The 17,422-nt window shown below is 33.5% G+C and carries 19 protein-coding genes; 16 read left to right on the top strand and 3 right to left on the bottom strand.

What is annotated here, in order from left to right:
• The first annotated feature begins 384 nt into the window (after positions 1-384).
• On the top strand, positions 385-528 hold the full coding sequence (locus tag UtA1_RS16885; protein WP_172597780.1) for a hypothetical protein: 144 nt from the start codon (positions 385-387) through the stop codon (positions 526-528).
• 116 nt (positions 529-644) lie between these two features.
• On the opposite strand, the gene sspO is transcribed toward UtA1_RS16885, so the two are convergent.
• Complete coding sequence (gene sspO / locus UtA1_RS00290; RefSeq protein WP_016839463.1) at positions 645-800, bottom strand: small acid-soluble spore protein O; 156 nt, start codon at positions 798-800, stop codon at positions 645-647.
• A 230-nt stretch (positions 801-1,030) separates the two neighbouring features.
• Between sspO and UtA1_RS00285 the strand changes: the two genes are divergently transcribed.
• A complete protein-coding gene (locus UtA1_RS00285) occupies positions 1,031-1,186 on the top strand; it encodes a DUF1540 domain-containing protein (protein WP_016839462.1) in 156 nt (51 codons plus the stop codon).
• 101 nt (positions 1,187-1,287) lie between these two features.
• Here the strand turns inward: UtA1_RS00285 and UtA1_RS00280 are convergent, their stop codons facing one another.
• Positions 1,288-1,521, bottom strand: coding sequence for a hypothetical protein (locus UtA1_RS00280; protein WP_096549671.1), 234 nt, complete (start codon positions 1,519-1,521; stop codon positions 1,288-1,290).
• A gap of 599 nt (positions 1,522-2,120) precedes the next feature.
• Between UtA1_RS00280 and UtA1_RS00275 the strand changes: the two genes are divergently transcribed.
• The 7 genes from UtA1_RS00275 (at position 2,121) to UtA1_RS00245 (ending at position 7,409) form a co-directional block, all read left to right on the top strand.
• Complete coding sequence (locus UtA1_RS00275) at positions 2,121-2,294, top strand: Fe3+-hydroxamate ABC transporter substrate-binding protein (protein WP_016839459.1); 174 nt, start codon at positions 2,121-2,123, stop codon at positions 2,292-2,294.
• A 28-nt stretch (positions 2,295-2,322) separates the two neighbouring features.
• Entirely contained in the window at positions 2,323-3,057 is a 735-nt protein-coding gene (locus tag UtA1_RS00270; protein ID WP_096549670.1) for a hypothetical protein, read from the top strand.
• 194 nt (positions 3,058-3,251) lie between these two features.
• Positions 3,252-3,761, top strand: a complete 510-nt coding sequence (locus UtA1_RS00265) for a type 1 glutamine amidotransferase domain-containing protein (protein WP_096549669.1) — start codon at positions 3,252-3,254, stop codon at positions 3,759-3,761.
• Between the two features lie 550 nt (positions 3,762-4,311).
• The gene (locus UtA1_RS00260; RefSeq protein WP_096549668.1) at positions 4,312-5,535 is read left to right on the top strand and encodes a Fic family protein; all 1,224 of its coding nucleotides are present in this window, start codon (positions 4,312-4,314) and stop codon (positions 5,533-5,535) included.
• A 309-nt stretch (positions 5,536-5,844) separates the two neighbouring features.
• Positions 5,845-6,303 carry a GNAT family N-acetyltransferase gene (locus UtA1_RS00255; protein WP_096549667.1) on the top strand — a complete coding sequence of 153 codons (459 nt, stop codon included), beginning with the start codon at positions 5,845-5,847 and terminating at the stop codon, positions 6,301-6,303.
• A 318-nt stretch (positions 6,304-6,621) separates the two neighbouring features.
• Positions 6,622-6,837, top strand: a complete 216-nt coding sequence (locus UtA1_RS00250) for a DUF2225 domain-containing protein (protein ID WP_096549666.1) — start codon at positions 6,622-6,624, stop codon at positions 6,835-6,837.
• Positions 6,834-7,409 (top strand): YjdJ family protein, encoded by a 576-nt coding sequence (locus UtA1_RS00245; RefSeq protein ID WP_232019876.1) that lies wholly within the window; start codon positions 6,834-6,836, stop codon positions 7,407-7,409. The genes UtA1_RS00250 and UtA1_RS00245 overlap by 4 nt, the downstream gene beginning before the upstream one ends.
• Before the next feature lie 65 nt (positions 7,410-7,474).
• Here UtA1_RS00245 and UtA1_RS00240 read toward each other — a convergent pair whose 3' ends face one another.
• Entirely contained in the window at positions 7,475-8,224 is a 750-nt protein-coding gene (locus UtA1_RS00240; protein WP_096549664.1) for a glucose 1-dehydrogenase, read from the bottom strand.
• A 161-nt stretch (positions 8,225-8,385) separates the two neighbouring features.
• Between UtA1_RS00240 and UtA1_RS00235 the strand changes: the two genes are divergently transcribed.
• The 7 genes from UtA1_RS00235 to UtA1_RS00200 all read left to right on the top strand — a co-directional run bounded on the left by UtA1_RS00235 (position 8,386) and on the right by UtA1_RS00200 (position 17,114).
• On the top strand, positions 8,386-8,616 hold the full coding sequence (locus UtA1_RS00235; protein WP_016839149.1) for a hypothetical protein: 231 nt from the start codon (positions 8,386-8,388) through the stop codon (positions 8,614-8,616).
• Positions 8,617-8,868: 252 nt separating this feature from the next.
• Positions 8,869-9,690: a VanW family protein gene (locus tag UtA1_RS00230; RefSeq protein ID WP_096549663.1), complete on the top strand. Its 822-nt coding sequence runs from the start codon at positions 8,869-8,871 to the stop codon at positions 9,688-9,690.
• Positions 9,691-10,027: 337 nt separating this feature from the next.
• Positions 10,028-11,083, top strand: a complete 1,056-nt coding sequence (locus UtA1_RS00220; protein WP_096549662.1) for a 2,3-butanediol dehydrogenase — start codon at positions 10,028-10,030, stop codon at positions 11,081-11,083.
• Positions 11,084-11,297: 214 nt separating this feature from the next.
• Positions 11,298-12,014 (top strand): dihydropteridine reductase, encoded by a 717-nt coding sequence (locus UtA1_RS00215; protein WP_096549661.1) that lies wholly within the window; start codon positions 11,298-11,300, stop codon positions 12,012-12,014.
• A gap of 293 nt (positions 12,015-12,307) precedes the next feature.
• A complete protein-coding gene (locus UtA1_RS00210; RefSeq protein WP_096549660.1) occupies positions 12,308-13,420 on the top strand; it encodes a type II asparaginase in 1,113 nt (370 codons plus the stop codon).
• 337 nt (positions 13,421-13,757) lie between these two features.
• Positions 13,758-15,749: a methyl-accepting chemotaxis protein gene (locus UtA1_RS00205; protein ID WP_096549659.1), complete on the top strand. Its 1,992-nt coding sequence runs from the start codon at positions 13,758-13,760 to the stop codon at positions 15,747-15,749.
• A 240-nt stretch (positions 15,750-15,989) separates the two neighbouring features.
• A complete protein-coding gene (locus tag UtA1_RS00200) occupies positions 15,990-17,114 on the top strand; it encodes an IS4 family transposase (RefSeq protein WP_096549658.1) in 1,125 nt (374 codons plus the stop codon).
• The last annotated feature ends 308 nt before the right edge of the window (positions 17,115-17,422 follow it).

Below are 17,422 nucleotides of genomic sequence, written 5' to 3'. Positions count from 1 at the left end.
CCGAACCCCGAAGACAGAAGTAGAGGTTAGCCAAGAGCAAGGGTGTCCGTGGTGACGCGGAATCTGAAGGAAGCTGGAGGCAAAACACCGGTCCGAGGAACACGAACCTCATATAAGGCTAGGTATGATTGAGTGAGTTTGCCAAACAAAACAAAGCTCTTTCTGTCGAAGGTCATATCGAGTAAATGAGGCGGATAGATGGTGTGAAAGTGCATGTACTTACCCGGGGAGGTCTGGCGGATAGGTGAAGTACGCTTCATAACCTACTTAGTGATAAGTAGCTGAACCGTCAGAAGTCAGCAGAGGTCATAGTATTAGTTGGTCTAGAACAACTGAGAAGGACCGAACAATTAAGAGAGAATAGCCCTTGGCATTCAGTGAGTCATGATGAACACAGAAAACGTAGTACCTCACTTGAGGAAGGAAGCGGTGAATCCCGTGGGAGACCTCTTGGAGGGTGGAGTGACCACTGGCATAAGAAGACAAGCTATTCACGGAAGTTATGAAAACTTGCGTCAATTATCTTAATTGAACCGCCGTATACGGAACCGTACGTACGGTGGTGTGAGAGGACGGGAGTTAATCGCTCCCTCCTACTCGATTGTTCAACAATTATTTTTATTGAATGAATAGCCGAGGATAACTTATTGTCGCTTTTTAGTTTTCTTATTATTATGTTTTTCTTGCGGTGTTAAAGGTTCGTTTGCAAGTTCATGATCAAATTCTCTTGATAGTTCTTTTCTTACTGCCTGCTCATCACTGAAGTTGCCACTTAAGTTTTTCTTTTCTCTGTTACTCATCATCACACCTCCATGACATTAGTTTGTCATTAGGTGTCTTAACTATGCATTTGAAAAGAGATAAAGTCCTTTTTCATCTGTTGGTTTATTTCATAATTGAAAGGGTATTGAAGAAGAAAATATATAGAAACCGATCAATGTTTGTGTAAAATATTTGAAATTTAGTATGACAAAGATAGTATTAACCAATTCAAATCTGTCAATGATAACAAAAGAGGAGGTGTGAGATAATGCAACAAGAGATTCTTTGCGAAGTAAATAACTGCAAGTATTGGGCTGATGGAAACAAATGTAGTGCTGAAAGAATCTATGTAGTAAGTCAAAAAGGAAAAGAAGCATCCAATAGTGAAGAAACAGATTGCAAAACATTTACACCAGAGAATTAATTTTTATCAGGTAACCAATGAAAATTGGTTACCTTTTATAGTTATAGTATTGATAATAACTCTCATTTTCATTCGTTTTTATTGAATTATTTTTAGCTTTTCTAATTGTTAAATTTTTTTATAAGCATAAAATAGGATTTCTCCACTTTATCTTCAATATAGTCTAACGAATAACAACCGAATGGATCCGCTAATTCTCCAATAGCACGAGAAAGGTTGTCAATCACAAAGTTCAAATCTTCAGATTGTTTTTGTTCTGCTTGTGAATTTATTTCATACATAATTTCATGAGCTAAACGTTGTATACGCTGTAAACGCATTTCTTTTATCAGCACAGATTTCCTCCTTTTTTCAGCATACACAAAACATTATATGGTAGAGGTGTAAAGTACATGAAAATGTTTCAAGACGATTTTCTCTCCTGGGGAGCAGGATTAATTAATGCATAAAAAGAAGTACATCCGAAATGAACGATAAGTTTTCGTATAGCGGAAAATTAATGGTATGATTTATGAAAGGAGGAAACGATAATTGAGGATGACTGGATTAGTATTAGGGGGAATCGCTTGGATTTTCAGCATCGGGTTTGTCTTTGTTTTTTATAATCCTTATTCGTCTACAGTTATTGAAGCCGGTCCAGCAATTAATACTTTTCTGATGTTATGCCTCCCAGCCTGTTAAGCAATAATTGCTTTAATTATTCAAAAAGACTACCTTATGCTAATCGCTTTTATTTGGTCTTTGCCAATAAGCCTGTATATGCTGGGAACACCAGCAATCTTCCATTGATTTTTTGCTCCATGTATTGATTATTTTATATGTTTTCTACTTTTGTAGTTTTCTAAGATAAAAGCAAGAACCAAGTTTGATATAAGATGATTTTAACGAATTGTTTGATTCGATTTGGGGAATTTCCGAATAAGGAGGATATAAAATGTCATTAATTACTCCAAAATGTATGAAATGCAATAAAGTAATAGAAGATGATGAAGAAGTATTAATACAACTTCGATATCCTAAGAGAAAAGGAATCACTGAAATTAAAGCGTATTTAAATCTTGAAGGCAAATTTATTTGCAGCAATTGTTCAAAGAAAATGAATATCTAAATCTGTGTGAGTTAAGGAAATTTAAGATATGAGAAGATTAAGAGATGTATTTTATATCAATGCCAATTTAGAAGAACAATATTTTATTTACTATGGAATGGAATTTCATGAATTTATTCAGTATTGCCCGGTAAACTTAGAAAATTTACTAATTACAGATGGGCAATATATTGCCAACGGTTTTAATGTTCATTGGTTTTTTGAAACGGCAGTGGGGAAAGAGGGAATTTTAGAGTTAGCAAGAGAAGATATTTACGGTTTAGGTAATTTTCATTGGATTGATTACAACAATGAAGAAGATTTAAACCAATGTACACCGGAAGAGAAAGCGGAAGTATTGTATTTGTCTCATTTTGGCAAGCCATTAAATTCGCCATTTTTTGATCGAATCAAAAATCAATTTGTTTATCTCGCCCACGATGATGGATGGTATTGCAAACTATATTGCAGAGATATTTTAGTGTTTAAGGAAATACTCGCAAATAAAATCATTGGAACTGTTTCCACAAATAAAAGAAGAAAAATCTATCCAATGGCTGAGGAAATAAAAAATCAACTATTTGAATTGACAAAAGAAGGTTTATTAATCGATTTTTCGAATATTTACCGGGATAGTCAATCAATTGGGCTAAGATTTTATGTAATAGGTCACTATGAAGATATGGATGAAATGTATAACAATCTTGAACGTAATAAGCGTAAAGCGAAATTCAGTCGGTTTTTAGAACATAAAAATAAGCAGTGGAAAATTTGTAATGGGTAACATTTTATAGCTGCAATGCTCCAAATCCTTTATGTGTTTTTATATTAAACATAGTAAAGGATTTTATATTTATAAAGAAAAAATAGATGATTCAGTAAATTTATAAATAACTGAAAAAATCACATATTTTGCTATTCTATCTGCATATCAATTATACTAATCCTGTAAGATTTATTGCATAGGAGGTATTTGTTATGGCAAAGGTTGCATTTTTACTAGCAAGTAATTTTGAGGATTCTGAGATGAAAAATCCATATGAGGCAATTAAAGAAGCTGGACACCAAGCAGTCATCATTGGTTTGGAAAAAGGAGCAGAGTGCAAAGGTAAAAAAGGAACAGTTTCATATACAGCAGAGATCAGTGCGAAAGATGCAAAAGCAGATGAATTTGATGCTGTTGTAATTCCAGGCGGAAGTTCTCCAGAAGCATTGCGCGTCAATGATGATATCGTTCGCTTTGTAAAAGAAGCCAATGAACAAGGCAAATTAATTGCGGGTATTTGCCACGGACCACAAGTGATGATTAGTGCGGACATTTTAAAAGGAAAAGCGGCAACATGCTATATCGGCATTCGAGATGATGTAAAGCTAGCTGGTGCAGACTATCGTGATGAAGAAGTCGTTGTGAGCGAAAACATCATCACATCCCGTACTCCGAAAGATGAACCTGCATTTATCCGGGAAATTTTAGAAAAACTGAAATAATTAATATGCTGGTAAGTGCAAGATTAAATTATAGTCTAATACTAGGTTGGATTCAAAATAAAAACCGAACGATACTGAATCTTTTTGTTATAGTAGAGATTCAAGTAATCGTTCGGTTTTTATTTTGGCAGTACACCTTTTCCAAACCCGTTTATTTTAAAAAGAAGAAGTCATAAAAAGCAAAATTAAAACATTTAGATAATATGTAAAAGACAATAATTCAATATTTATGGAACCCTGTTTATATTCAACTGAAAAGATATGTAAAAGTGCAATCTAAGAATAATCTTATTTTTTTCTACCCATAATGGGATTGTTAACAATCAATAGGAGGCAGTCTTATGATAATAAATTGTCCTTCGTGTAATAGAAAGATAAAAATTAAAAAAAATGGTCATGGCAGATGTAAATGTGGAGCACATGTAAAAATAATTAAGTGAATTATAAAGATAAAAAAATTGAAAAATACAAATAAAAGTAGAATTTTTAAAATTAAAATGTAAAAATATTAAAAAAGTTACATTTTCAGTGTCAAAAGGAGGTATGAATCATGAGATATTTATATAAGTTTTTCTATGAAGTAGAAAAAAATGAATTTGAAGATAAATATATACAAAGAATAAATTCAGATGCTGCCAAACGTTTAATGTTATTTATAAAACCAATGAATCAGCCAAAATCATTTCAACTATTCTATGTTCCAACTAATTATATAATTGATATTGTAGCTAAAATTTATAAATTATCCGGAGAATTAAATTTTATCTTTAATCAATTACCTAAAGTAGCAAAAGACCATTTCATTCTTGAATGTTTAGTTGAAGAATTATTTAATACCAATGAACTTGAAGGGGTAAAAAGTTCAAAAGAAGAAATTGCTAGAAGTGTTAAAAACATTAAAATGAATAAAAATGTTAATAATAGATTTAATAGTATGGTAAAGTCATATATGAATTTAATTAATGGAAATACGTCGCTCCCTGCCAGTCCAGTAAATATAAGGAAAATATATGATGAAATAACTGAAGGTGAAATTGAGGAAAGTGAATTACCAGATGGAGAAATTTTCAGAAAAGAAGTTACACATGTATTAAAAAAATCGGGTACCGGTAAAGTTATACATAGAGGGTTAACTCCGGAAGTAAAGATTATAAATGAAGTAGAAAAATTATTAGTTTTTATGAATCAGTCTGATGAAGTTCCAGAAATAATAAAAGTAGCAATAGGACATTACTTTTTTGGTTATATACATCCTTTTTATGATGGAAATGGGAGAACTTCAAGATTTATTAGTAGCTTATATTTATCAAAAACATTAGGCAATATCCCCTCACTTTCTTTATCAAGGGGTTGTAACAAATATAAGACAAACTATTTAAAAGCCTTCGAAATTACTAATAGTATTGCAAATAGAGGGGAAATGAATTATTTCATTGATACATTTTTAGAAATTATTTTAAAAACTTTAAAAGAAATGCTTTTTGAATTAAAAGAAAAAGTTCAATTAATTGAAAGCGCTTATGATAAATTAACAAAAGATACTAGGATTAAAAAAGAAAAAAAATCTTTTGAATTTATGTTTATTTTAGCACAAAATCATTTCTTTCATTTTAATAATGGTCTATCTGTTAAAGAACTGTCCAATGAAATGAATATTTCTGAAGTAACTGTTAGAAAAATTGCAAAAGATTTACTGGAAAAACAATTAATTAAACAAGTTGGAAAAAGGCCAGCATATTATATCATTGATCCTATTTATTTTGAAGAAACCTGAATAGGTTGCTTTAATGTCTGTTACCCTTAGTGATTAACCTGTAATTATAAGGCGAATTTTAGAAAAAATGTATGAAGATTTTTATAAGTAGAGGGAGATTCCGGCCACCCCTCTCCTTTTTTATGATAAAAAGTATCAGTGCATGTGAACTGTTTAACGTTTTTGATTAAGTATTAATTAAGCTTAAAAGCAGAGGGTTGCATTTTTCTATCCAATCCTTATTGGACCGGGATAGTGGATGGTCCCCATTATCATCGATGATGTGCGTTTATATGGCATAATAAAAAGATTATAAGATGGTGAAGTCTAATGATCAGAAAAATGAAAAAAGAGGATGCGGATATTTTCTATTATTTGGCGGAGCAATTTTATGCTTCTGATGCCGTACTGCATCCCATCCCGAAAAAACATCACATTGATGCGTTCAATGAAATCATGCGCTCCAGTGTGTATCTGGAAGGGTTTATTTTTGAATATAATGACCAGCCTGTCGGATATGCGATTACTTCAAAAATGTATTCCCAAGAAGCGGGAGGAATTATGCTCTGGATTGACGAAATTTATATTTTGGAGGAATATCGTTCAAAAGGATTGGGGAAAGAGTTTTTCCATTACCTCAAAACAACACTTGATTCTTCAATTGTAAGATTGAGGCTGGAAGTGGAAAAAGAGAATGAAAGGGCCATTGAATTATACAAAAGTTTGGGTTTCGGTCCATTGGCATATGATCAGATGATTTTGGATATAAAAGATGGGTCAAGGAAATAAAATAATGGAACATCTTGGATACATCTCCTCTGTTTTTATCTGGAGGTGTTCTTTTTATAAGGAAAGAATACATACGAAAAAATCCAGTAATCATGCGGGTTGCAACCGCCAGTTGACATATTTCCAATCCCGCTTTATAAAGTGCAACTGCACTTTTGAGTAGGATGTGATTGAACAAAGGAAAGACAATCAAAAAAATATAAAAAAGACTTTAGATTCATAATATAGGTGGATTTTAATAAAAATTCCTGGTCTTTTCGTAATATTATGTTTGTTATTACAACAAGATGTCAGTAAAGTTAAAAGGGTTGGTATCGTATGTCAATGAATTATGATTATTACGAAAGTAAAGTTGTATGCAATTTTTGCAAAAAGAAATATACAACGTATAAAGTGCGCCCCGGCCGTTATAAAGCCGCGGGGCAAGATTCGGATTTTATGCCGATTTACGAAGGGTTAAATCCACTTTTTTACGAAGTCGCCGTTTGTTCCCATAATGTGCTTTTTTCTTTATTCATAAATGAAAGAAATTGAATGAAGGCGATAAAATTCATAGAAAGGATGAAACGTCCGGGAAACTGCAACGTCTTAAATGTAAAGTTATTGGGAGGGTAGCGATGGGTAAATTTGGATTGCAAATGATCATAGGAATGGCACTTTTTGTTCTTTCCACATTTTCCGCCTGGTATGAAGGAAGCGGAATAGTGGAAAACCCGTTTGAATGGAAATATTCAACTCCGTTTCCACATTTAATGATGCAAGAAATTACGGATGGACGGAATATCAACCAATTGGATTATTTTGTTTATGCATTAAAATTTAGACCTTTATTTCCTGCCATGATGATTGTGAGTTTCATTTATATTTTAAGTGTGGCAGGCATTGTTCTGACAAAAATGAAATCGAATTGGGCAATCTGTTATTGGGGCAGCCTGGGATTGATTTTGTTATTTTTCAGTATTATCGTTTCCGATTCCTTCACTGTTGGTGGCAGTCCTTTCTTTTGGATTCCATTGATCACCGGACTTTTCTTCATGGCGGCTTCATTTTTGCAGTGGGTACGAAAAATGCAACAGCAGAATACGGAAATCACAAAGGTGATATGAAATGGGGAAAGGAGGATCTTGTAAAGCCATTTGGGTGTTTACAAGGTCCTCCTTCCTTTGACTGTTCATTCCTCATAGATCATTTTTCTTGTCATTCCACCATCCACAACAAGGTTAATGCCTGTCACGAAATCATTTTCCTTCGCTGTTAAATAGAGACAAGCGCGCGCAATATCGTCTGGTCTTCCGACACGTTTTGATAAATGCTGCTCGTGATCAATTTTACGTAATTTGGAATAATCGCCTGTTTCAATCCAACCTGGGGAAATCGCGTTCACGGTAATTCGATCTGCACTAAATGATGCTGCAAGCGCATGAGTTAATGCAACAATTCCACCTTTTGTTGCTGCATAGGCTTCTGAATTCGGTTCAGACATAATGGCCCGTGTGGAAGCAATATTAACGATGGAGCCGCCTTCTTTATTATTTCGCATATATTTTGCGGCTTCCCTTGATGCTAAGAAAACACTTCGTAAATTGGTGTTGATAATATCGTCCCATTCTTCGATTGACAATTCATAAGGGGACTTAAATACTGATTTCCCTGCATTATTGATTAAAATATCAATTTGACCGAATGTAAGGTTTGCAATTTCCATTAAGCGGATGATGTCATCCTCAACTTTTACATCGGTTTTTACAAAAAGCGCGTTTCCCTCTTTTTCTTTAATTACATCAACTGTTTTTGATCCGGCTATTTCATCAATATCCGCTATCACAACATTTGCACCTTTTTCTGCATAAAGCAAAGCGATTCCTTTTCCAATGCCCTGTCCAGCGCCGGTTACAATCACCGTCTTATTTAAAAAATCCATGTTTTTTACACATCCTTAATGAAAAATTCTCCATATTTAAGGTAGCACAAAAAGTGAACACCGTAGAACTCCCAATAATAAAAACAATTAGTCACATGTAGAATGCTTTAATTTAAACAAACATATTTAAATGAATGAGGCTTTTACAGAGGAGGGAAATATTGTCGATTGTCAATCCTCAATATGGATTTTTAAAGGCTGATTATCTAAATCCTAATTTAAGGCAAAGGAACAAGACTGTTGATGCTGCTTCATCGAAGACACAAATTAAAGATGAATCTGTATTAACAACGGATATAAATGCAAAGTTAATCTTTATTTATAATTGGTTGATGATTATATCAGCTGATTTATATTGTGCAATTATTTTTGTTTTAGCCAATTTCTTTTGAAACTTTTACATGGTTTAAAGAGTCCAATTTATAAAATGGCACTATTGGAATTTATTAACTTAAAGTTTCAAGTCCAAACGTGTGGATTTGAAGCTTTATTATTTTGAAATTCATCTAATACATAAGTTGGGGGTGGTCTTATGAAAAAAGAATGAGTTTTCGTGGTTAGATTTAAATTATAGCAAGGAAATATGGAGCTGTTTGAATGTGATTTTTTACCAGTTATTTTAAGGTGTTTAAGGAGGAAGCATTTTGAGACTATCTGAAATTCATCCATTTTTTTATCATGCAAGAATCGAGCAAAAAAGACTTTTTAGAACATTAACAGATTTAAAAGACAGAAATCGATTTGCAAAGCAAAGGGACTTAACGAATACATTTCCATTCACTTGTAAAAAACATCAATCCTTATTGAGAAGGAAATTAGGAAATAGCGATCCTCAGTTACAAGAAAATAAAATTACAAACTTAAAAATTGCAACAGGTGAAATTGATGGTGTGATTATTAAACCGGGTGAAATTTTTTCTTTTTGGAAACTAGTTGGTCGAACATCAAAAGAAAAGGGCTATATTGAAGGTATGCAGCTCAAAATGGGAGAAGTGAAAACGGGTATTGGCGGTGGAATTTGCCAGCTTGCTAATTTACTTTATTGGATGGTTTTACATACTCCTCTCGTTGTTATTGAAAGACATCACCATAGTTTTGACCCGTTTCCTGACTCCGGGAGGACACTGCCTTTTGGAAGCGGAGCAAGTGTTTTTTATAACTACGTAGATTTACGTTTTTATAATCCAACTAACCAATCTTTCCAAATAAAAGTATGGGTAACAGATAAACATTTAAAAGGTGCTATTTTTAGTAATGAAGAAATGCCATATTCCTACCATATCGAAGAAAGAAACCATCAATTTTTACAAAAGGACGGAAAAAACTATCGTCAAAATGAAATTTGGAAAAAGACATATGATAAAGTAACCGGACAAATGGTCAAAGAGGAACTACTAATCAAAAACTTTTCTGAGGTTAAGTATCCAATACCTATAAATAATGAAGAAATTTCAATGAATAACTAAGGAATTCAAAATAATAAATATATGGACATTGAAAACGATAATAAAACTGCATAACAATCCCCGCTGCGATATAATCTGACATAGTTAAAATTTCCCCTTCAATTTCATCGAAAATTTCGATATCCATTTGATAGTTTTTTTGAATCATCGTCACAGCTTCGTTTTTCGTTAACTTTAAATGAGAATAAAACATTTCTTGCAGAATTTCTTGAGAACAATGATTTTTAAAAAATATTAAAAAAATTTAACATTCTATCCACAGATAATCATAGGAATGTTTTGTAAAATATAATTACTACTTTTTGGTAGTAAATATTTGAATTGGAGTGTGATACTCGTGAAAGCGGCACTTTGGTACAATGCAAAAGACATTCGTGTAGAAGACATTAATGAACCTAAAGTAACACCAGGACGTGTAAAAATCCAAGTTGCGTGGACAGGCATTTGTGGAAGCGATCTTCATGAATATGTGGCGGGTCCAATTTTTATTCCTGTTGAAAAGCCTCACCCAATAAGTAAAGAAATGGCTCCAATTGTAATGGGGCATGAATTTTCTGGAACAGTTGTCGAAGTAGGTGAAGGGGTTACAAAGGTAAAAGTAGGAGACAAAGTAGTAGTAGAACCCATTTTAGCTTGTGGTCAATGTCCAGCATGTTTAAAAGGAAAATATAATATTTGTAAACATTTGGGGTTTCATGGTCTATCAGGAGGCGGCGGAGGCTTCTCGGAATATACTGTAGTGGATGAACGTTGGGTGCACAAAATGCCAGAAGGGTTATCACTTGAGCAAGGTGCTTTAGTAGAACCAGCTGCAGTGGCGTTACATGCAGTTCGCATGAGCAAATTGAAAGCGGGAGATAAAACGGTTGTATTTGGTGCAGGGCCAATTGGTTTATTAGTAATTGAAGCATTAAAAGTAGCAGGTGCATCAGAGATTTATGCAGTCGAACTTTCAAAAGAGCGCAGAGAGAAAGCTTTAGAACTTGGTGCAACTGCTGTAATGAATCCAGTTGAAGAAGAGGATGTAGTAGCTAAAATTAAAGAGCTTACAAATGGTGGGGTAGATGTTGCATTTGAAGTAACAGGTGTACCAGCAGTATTAAAACAAGCAATTGATTCAACAACATTTGAGGGTGAAACAGTAATTGTTTCTATTTGGGAAAAAGAAGCATCACTCCAACCAAATAATATTGTGTTATCAGAACGCACTGTAAAAGGAATTATCGCATATCGAGACATTTTCCCAGCGGTTATGAATTTAATGACAAAAGGATACTTCCCTGCTGAACAATTAGTTACAAAACGTATTAAAATTGATGATATCGTGAAAGAAGGATTCGAAACATTAGTTAACGATAAACAGCAAATAAAAATCCTTGTTTCTCCAAAATAAGACTAAAAAACATCATTTTCTCCTTTTGAGAAAATGATGTTTTTTTGATATGCACATCTTTATAAACGGAATTTACTACTATTTTTTTACAAAAAAAGCTGAATATATTCATAACTTATATAGTAAACATTTTCTATTGAAAGATTAATTGAGAATGATTTTCATTTGTTGTATATTTAAAATAGCAAACATTTTATGAGTAAGGAGAATTTAAATGCAAATTCATTGGATCAAAATTAAAAAAATCGTTGATGAAACACCTGATATAAAAACCTACTTCCTTGAAATTCCTGAAGGATATTCTTGGGAAGAAGGGGCTCATCTTCACTTAGCTCTTGAAGGTTTTAATGTCGGAGAAAAGCCAAACAAAAGTCTAGTCCGTCATATGTCAATATCTACTTTGCCGAATGAAAATGCGATTGGTATTACAACACGTATTAGACAACAGTGCTCAGAGTTTAAAGCGATTTTAAGAAATCTACAAGTTGGAGATCAAGTGGCGATTTTTAAAACTCATTCCAATGTGCCGCTTAGACGGGAAAATAAAAACATTTACCTATTGTCATCAGGGGTAGGTTTAGCAACTTTCAGACCAATCGTGTTGAAATATTTTGAGCAACCAGAAAATGTTCCGCAAATTCATTCCTTGAACATTGACTCTTCAAAAAACTATTTATTTACTAATATTTTTGAAACAAATCATGATAAAAATTTCACCGCTCATTTTGTAGATAACCGTGAAGAATATTATGATAGAATAAAAAATCTTTCTACAGATAAAAATGGCCTATACTATCTTGTCGGCAGTGATGATTTCCTTAAACAAAACATTCAGGTGTTGTTAGAGGAAGGTATTAAACCGGAACAGATTATGCTCGACAAACCTCCACGTAGATTGCCTGATTTTTTACCAATTGAATTATCGAATTAAATCGACTAAACGACGACTCTCCAAGCAGATTCGTCGTTATTATTTTTGGGGAAAAATGTATTATTAGGAAAAAAGAAGATTGGGAAAATTTAGAAGTTAGTAAAAATTGAAAATATAATATTATAACTAAATAATTTTATTGTTTTGTCGAAATAATGAGTGAGATTAATTTGAATAGGGTGTGCTAATTTTGGAGGCTACTGTTTACTAACTGTGACCTTATTTAAATTAATCTTTTTTTTTTGGTTCATTATAGGGATTTAAGTTAGATAACTTTATTGGAGGTTAAGCAAATGAAGAAAAATTTCTATCTTTATGTTGCTTTATTTGTAGCAGCTATTGTTGCATTCTCTGCTATTGCATCTAGTTTTTCTGCAAAAGCAAATAACGAAAATGTAACAGTCAATAATGAAAATAATAATGAACAAAAAGAAGAACTTCCAAATGTCGTGATTCTTGCAACTGGGGGAACGATTGCAGGTACAGGTTCTTCATCAACACAGACGACTGGATATAAATCTGGTGATTTAGGTATTGAAACTTTAATTGAAGCAGTTCCTGAAATGAAGGAGCTTGCAAATATTACAGGTGAACAAATTGTAAAAGTTGACAGCACAGATATCACAAATGAGATTCTTCTTAAATTAGGTAAGAGAGTGAATGAATTATTAGCTTCCGATGATGTAGATGGAATCGTAATTACGCATGGTACTGATACACTAGAAGAAACTGCTTACTTCTTAAACTTAGTAGTAAAAAGTGATAAACCAGTAGTTTTAACAGCTGCTATGCGTCCTGCAACAGCAATGAGTGCAGACGGTCCTTTCAACTTGTATAATGCTGTTTTATTAGCTAGTCATGAAAGTTCAAAAGGAAAAGGTGTTCTTGTAACACTTAACGATCGTATTGCTTCTGCAAGAAATATTACGAAAACAAATACGACAGCAACTGACGCATTTAAATCTTTTGAAAACGGATATTTAGGAGCAATCGTTGCTGGAAAACCTTATTACTATAATAATGTAGAACGTCTACATACAACTGAAACACCATTCGATGTTTCAAAAATTAAAAAATTGCCACAAGTTGATATTATTTATGGATATCAAAACAGCCCAACTTACATGTACAAAGCTGCTGTACAAAACGGAGCAAAAGGGATTATTGTTGCAGCACCTGGAGATGGAACATTATCAGCAAAGTCCGTTGAAGGTGTAAAATATGCAATGAATAAAGGTGTAAAAGTAGTACTATCTTCTCGTGTTGGTACAGGAACGGTTTCACCAAAAGAAGGATATATTACTTCTGACTCTTTAAATCCTCAAAAAGCACGTATTTTATTAATGCTTGCTTTAACTGTGACGAATGATCCTCAAGAGATTCAATCCTTCTTTGACAAATACTAATACGGTATTTGTAGGTTTTAATAAATCCAATTGAGCCAATATTTGCATTGGGACAAGGAACCATTACCTTGTCCCAGTTTACTATTTCGTTTATTTTTTTATTAAAAATATCCAATTTTTATAAAATTTGTTTACACATGGTAGATATCAAGAATTATTTTAATAAAATAATTTAATTATTACAGCTCTAAGTGATTATTTCCTCCCAGTTCTACTAAATGAGTTCATAATGTGATGGATAGCCTTGATAGGTTTAAATACATGGAATAAGTTTAGTGATTTCAAAACCTATTCTGCTTTCCTTATTTTTTTAAATAAATATAAAGGAGGTAGCAAAGTGAAAGATATTTCAAAAATAAGTAAGTTTAGTATTCGCAATTTTCATGTGAAATTACTTACTTCTTTTACTACAATATTAATCATTTCAGTCTTATTGATTGGATTATTTTCTTTTAAAACTGCTAAGGATGAGTTGGAACATCAAATATTAAATAGTGTGAATGAAAATGTAGAAATACTGAATAGTGCAATTGAAGATGCAATTCAACCGAAAATCCTTGATATCGAAGCATTGGCTGATCGCGTTACAGCTAATCAATACGGGGAAACAAGTAGTCCTGAAATTCAAAAGTTATTAAAATTTTATCAAGTGACACATCCAGAAGTAGATATTGTCTATACAGGTAATGAAGATGGAGTATATGTAATGGAGCCGGCTGAGCTAGGGGTGCCTGAAGGGTACGATGCTAGAGAAAGAGATTGGTATAAGCAGGCAATGGAACGGAAAGGGGAAGTAATAATTTCTGAACCATACGTTGCTGCAAGTACTGGTGAAATGGTAATCACTCTTTCAAAAACAATAGATGATGGTACCGGCGTTGTAGGGATTGATATTAACCTAAATAAACTGCAAGAAGTAGTGCAGAACATTCGAATTGGTAAAGAAGGATATGGATTTATATTAGACCAAAATAAAAAATATTTAGCACATCCTACCGCTGAATTAGGCAGCGTAGCAGAAGGCACACTGTATGACAACTTATACAAAGAAAGTAAAGGACAATTAAATGAAGTTTTTAATGGAAAATCCATTATTTTGGACTACATAACTAATGATTTGACTGGATGGAAAATAGGCGGAGTTATCTATACAGAAGAGATTAACGAAGCAAACTCACCTATTTTACATACGTCGTTGATTGTGGGGATTCTTTCCATATTATTTGGGCTAGTTGCTTTAATGTTGGTTATTAAATCAATTGCAAAACCGATTAAACAATTAGGCCAATTAGCTGTTAATGTTAGTCGCGGAGATTTAACACAGTACGCAGAAATACAAACCAATGATATTGTCGGAAAGTTAGGAAATGCTTTTAACGAAATGATAGATGGTCTTCGTACACTAACTCAAAAAATAGATGATACGGCTGGAAATGTTGCGGCCACTGCAGAACAACTATCTGCATGTTCACAAGAAACAAATGCAGCGTCTGAGCAAGTATCTGTTTCCATCCAAGATGTAGCAAAAAATGCGGAAGTACAGACAAATTCCGTTGATAAGGTATCCCTTATTTTTAAGGAAGTATCGAACGGAGTTAGTAACATTGCTGAACGTTCATCAAAAGTAACAGATCTTTCCCGCCAAGCAATTGTTGAGGCAGATGAAGGCGGTAAGGCGGTAGCGAAAACCGTTTCACAAATGAAATCGATTCATTCATCTGTAAGTGAATCACAAGATACAATTCAATCTTTATATGAAAGCTCGAAAGAAATAAGTGAAATTTTGAACGTCATTACAAATATTGCGGACCAAACGAATTTATTAGCATTAAATGCTGCCATTGAAGCGGCTCGTGCAGGTGAGCATGGTAAAGGATTTGCAGTTGTAGCGGAAGAAGTAAGGAGTCTTGCTGAACAGACACAAGCTTCAGCGAAGGAAATATATACAATTATTAAGAAGATTCAAGATGATACAGATAATACCGTAAAAATGATGGAGCGAATTACGACTGACGTAGAGAACGGAGTAGAGATTACAAGCGAAGCAGTTGAGAAATTTAATCATATACTCCAAACAACGAAAGATATTTCGCCACAAATGGAGGAAGTTTCTGTGGCAGTTGAAGAAATGTCAAGTGCTATACAAGATGTAACGGCACAATTAGATGATATTGTACTTGTGGCACAAAACAACACTGCAACATCAGAAGAAGTAGTAGCTTCAGTAGAAGAGCAATTGGCTTCAATGGAGGAAATTTCGGCTTCAGCCCAATCCCTTTCATCAATGGCAGAAGAATTAAAAAATGCTATATCTACATTTAAATATTAAAAATTAAGGGGAGTTTCTCGTAGTGTTGCACTATGAGAAGCTCTTTTTTCAATTGCTTTCAATGAAAGGTTAAATAGACCAAGACTTTTTTCTTTCATGTAATTTCACTAGCGTCGCATTAAAATAATTTAACACCTTCAAATAAACCGAATTTTCTGAAATATAATCTAAACACAAAAAAATCCTTTATAATGGTTGGGTGGTAGTAAACCATCCAAATCCAATACAAAGGATAAAACCATGGATAAGTATACACGAAAAACATCATTTGAACAATGGTTTTCACCGATTAATCGTCCATTATTTGACGACCTAGTGAAAACACATCAATTAAATCACTATACCAAGAAGCTTTATATGGCTTCATTTATGAAACTGCTTTTGTATGCCCAACTCCATGAAACCGAGAGTTTACGGGCGTTGAGTGACGCTGTCTTTTTAGAAGAATTACAACGAGCAACGGGATTGGAATCGATTAGTTTTTCACAGTTAGGGAGACGAATCAACGCCATTCCAACGGTTTTCTTTCAATCGATTTTTCTCGATTTAGTGGCACAAATTCATCGGAAAACCAATTTCCAAACAAGAAGAAAAGTGACAACGCCTTTGAAAATCATTGATTCGAGTACATTACCGCTTAATTTGACCAATCATAAGTGGGCAGAGTTTCGAAAAACAAAATCAGGAGTAAAGCTTCACTTACGACTTGTTTTTATGGAAAAAGGACTCTCCTATCCAGATAAAGCCGTACTCACGAATGCCAACGAACATGATCGTGGTCAACTAGAAGTATTCGTGGATGACAAAGAATGCATGTACGTGTTTGATCGTGGTTACTTGGATTATGGGCGCTTTGATCAAATGACGGAAGATGGCTATTTCTTTGTGACCCGTTTGCGTAAAAACGCTGTTGTCCGAGTGTTAGAATCCTTTTCGTTACCAGAAGATTCACCCATATTCTCTGATGAAATGGTTGTCATTGGGACACCACAAAATCGTTCTGAAAACGTGTTTCGCTTACTCAAATTGCATGATACAAAAGGAAATGAGCTTCATTTACTGACAAATCGTTTTGATTTAAGTGCAGTTGAAATCGCTGAAATCTACAAGTCACGCTGGGCGATTGAACTGTTCTTCAAATGGATGAAGCAGCACCTGAACATTAAAAAGTTTTTTGGTCACAGTGAACAAGCTGTACATAATCAAGTGTACGTAGCCATGATAGTGTACTGTCTGAATGTTTTAGCTCAGTTGAACACGAATAGCGAACGGAGTTACTTACAAATTAGTCGCTATTTGAAGGCTTCTTTGTGGAAATCCGCTCACATTTGGTTACGAAAAATCGAAGGAAACGGCGTCCCATAAAGGTTTGCCAGTCGTTGTTGCACAAGTCATAGGTTATAGTAAAAAAATGGATGTTTACTACCCTCGCTTAGGTGTTTTCGTTTTTTCTCTAAAGTCCAGAAAAAATAAAACTGAAAATTCAGACATCATTTATGCGACGGTAGTGATGTAATTTATATTATATTTATTTAACAGAGATGTATTAAGAGTTATATTTTTATATGAATCCATTTATATATTGAACGTTTAATAATATTCTTATGTTTGTTAAACAGTTTAAAATCATGATATAAGAGTAAATAAATGATTAAATAACTATTTAAAGATTA

This window comes from Ureibacillus thermosphaericus, from assembly GCF_002370195.2.
Lineage (GTDB): Bacteria > Bacillota > Bacilli > Bacillales_A > Planococcaceae > Ureibacillus > Ureibacillus thermosphaericus.
The sequence above is the reverse complement of the archived record's forward strand: the minus strand, read 5'-3'. Positions and strand labels throughout refer to the sequence as shown.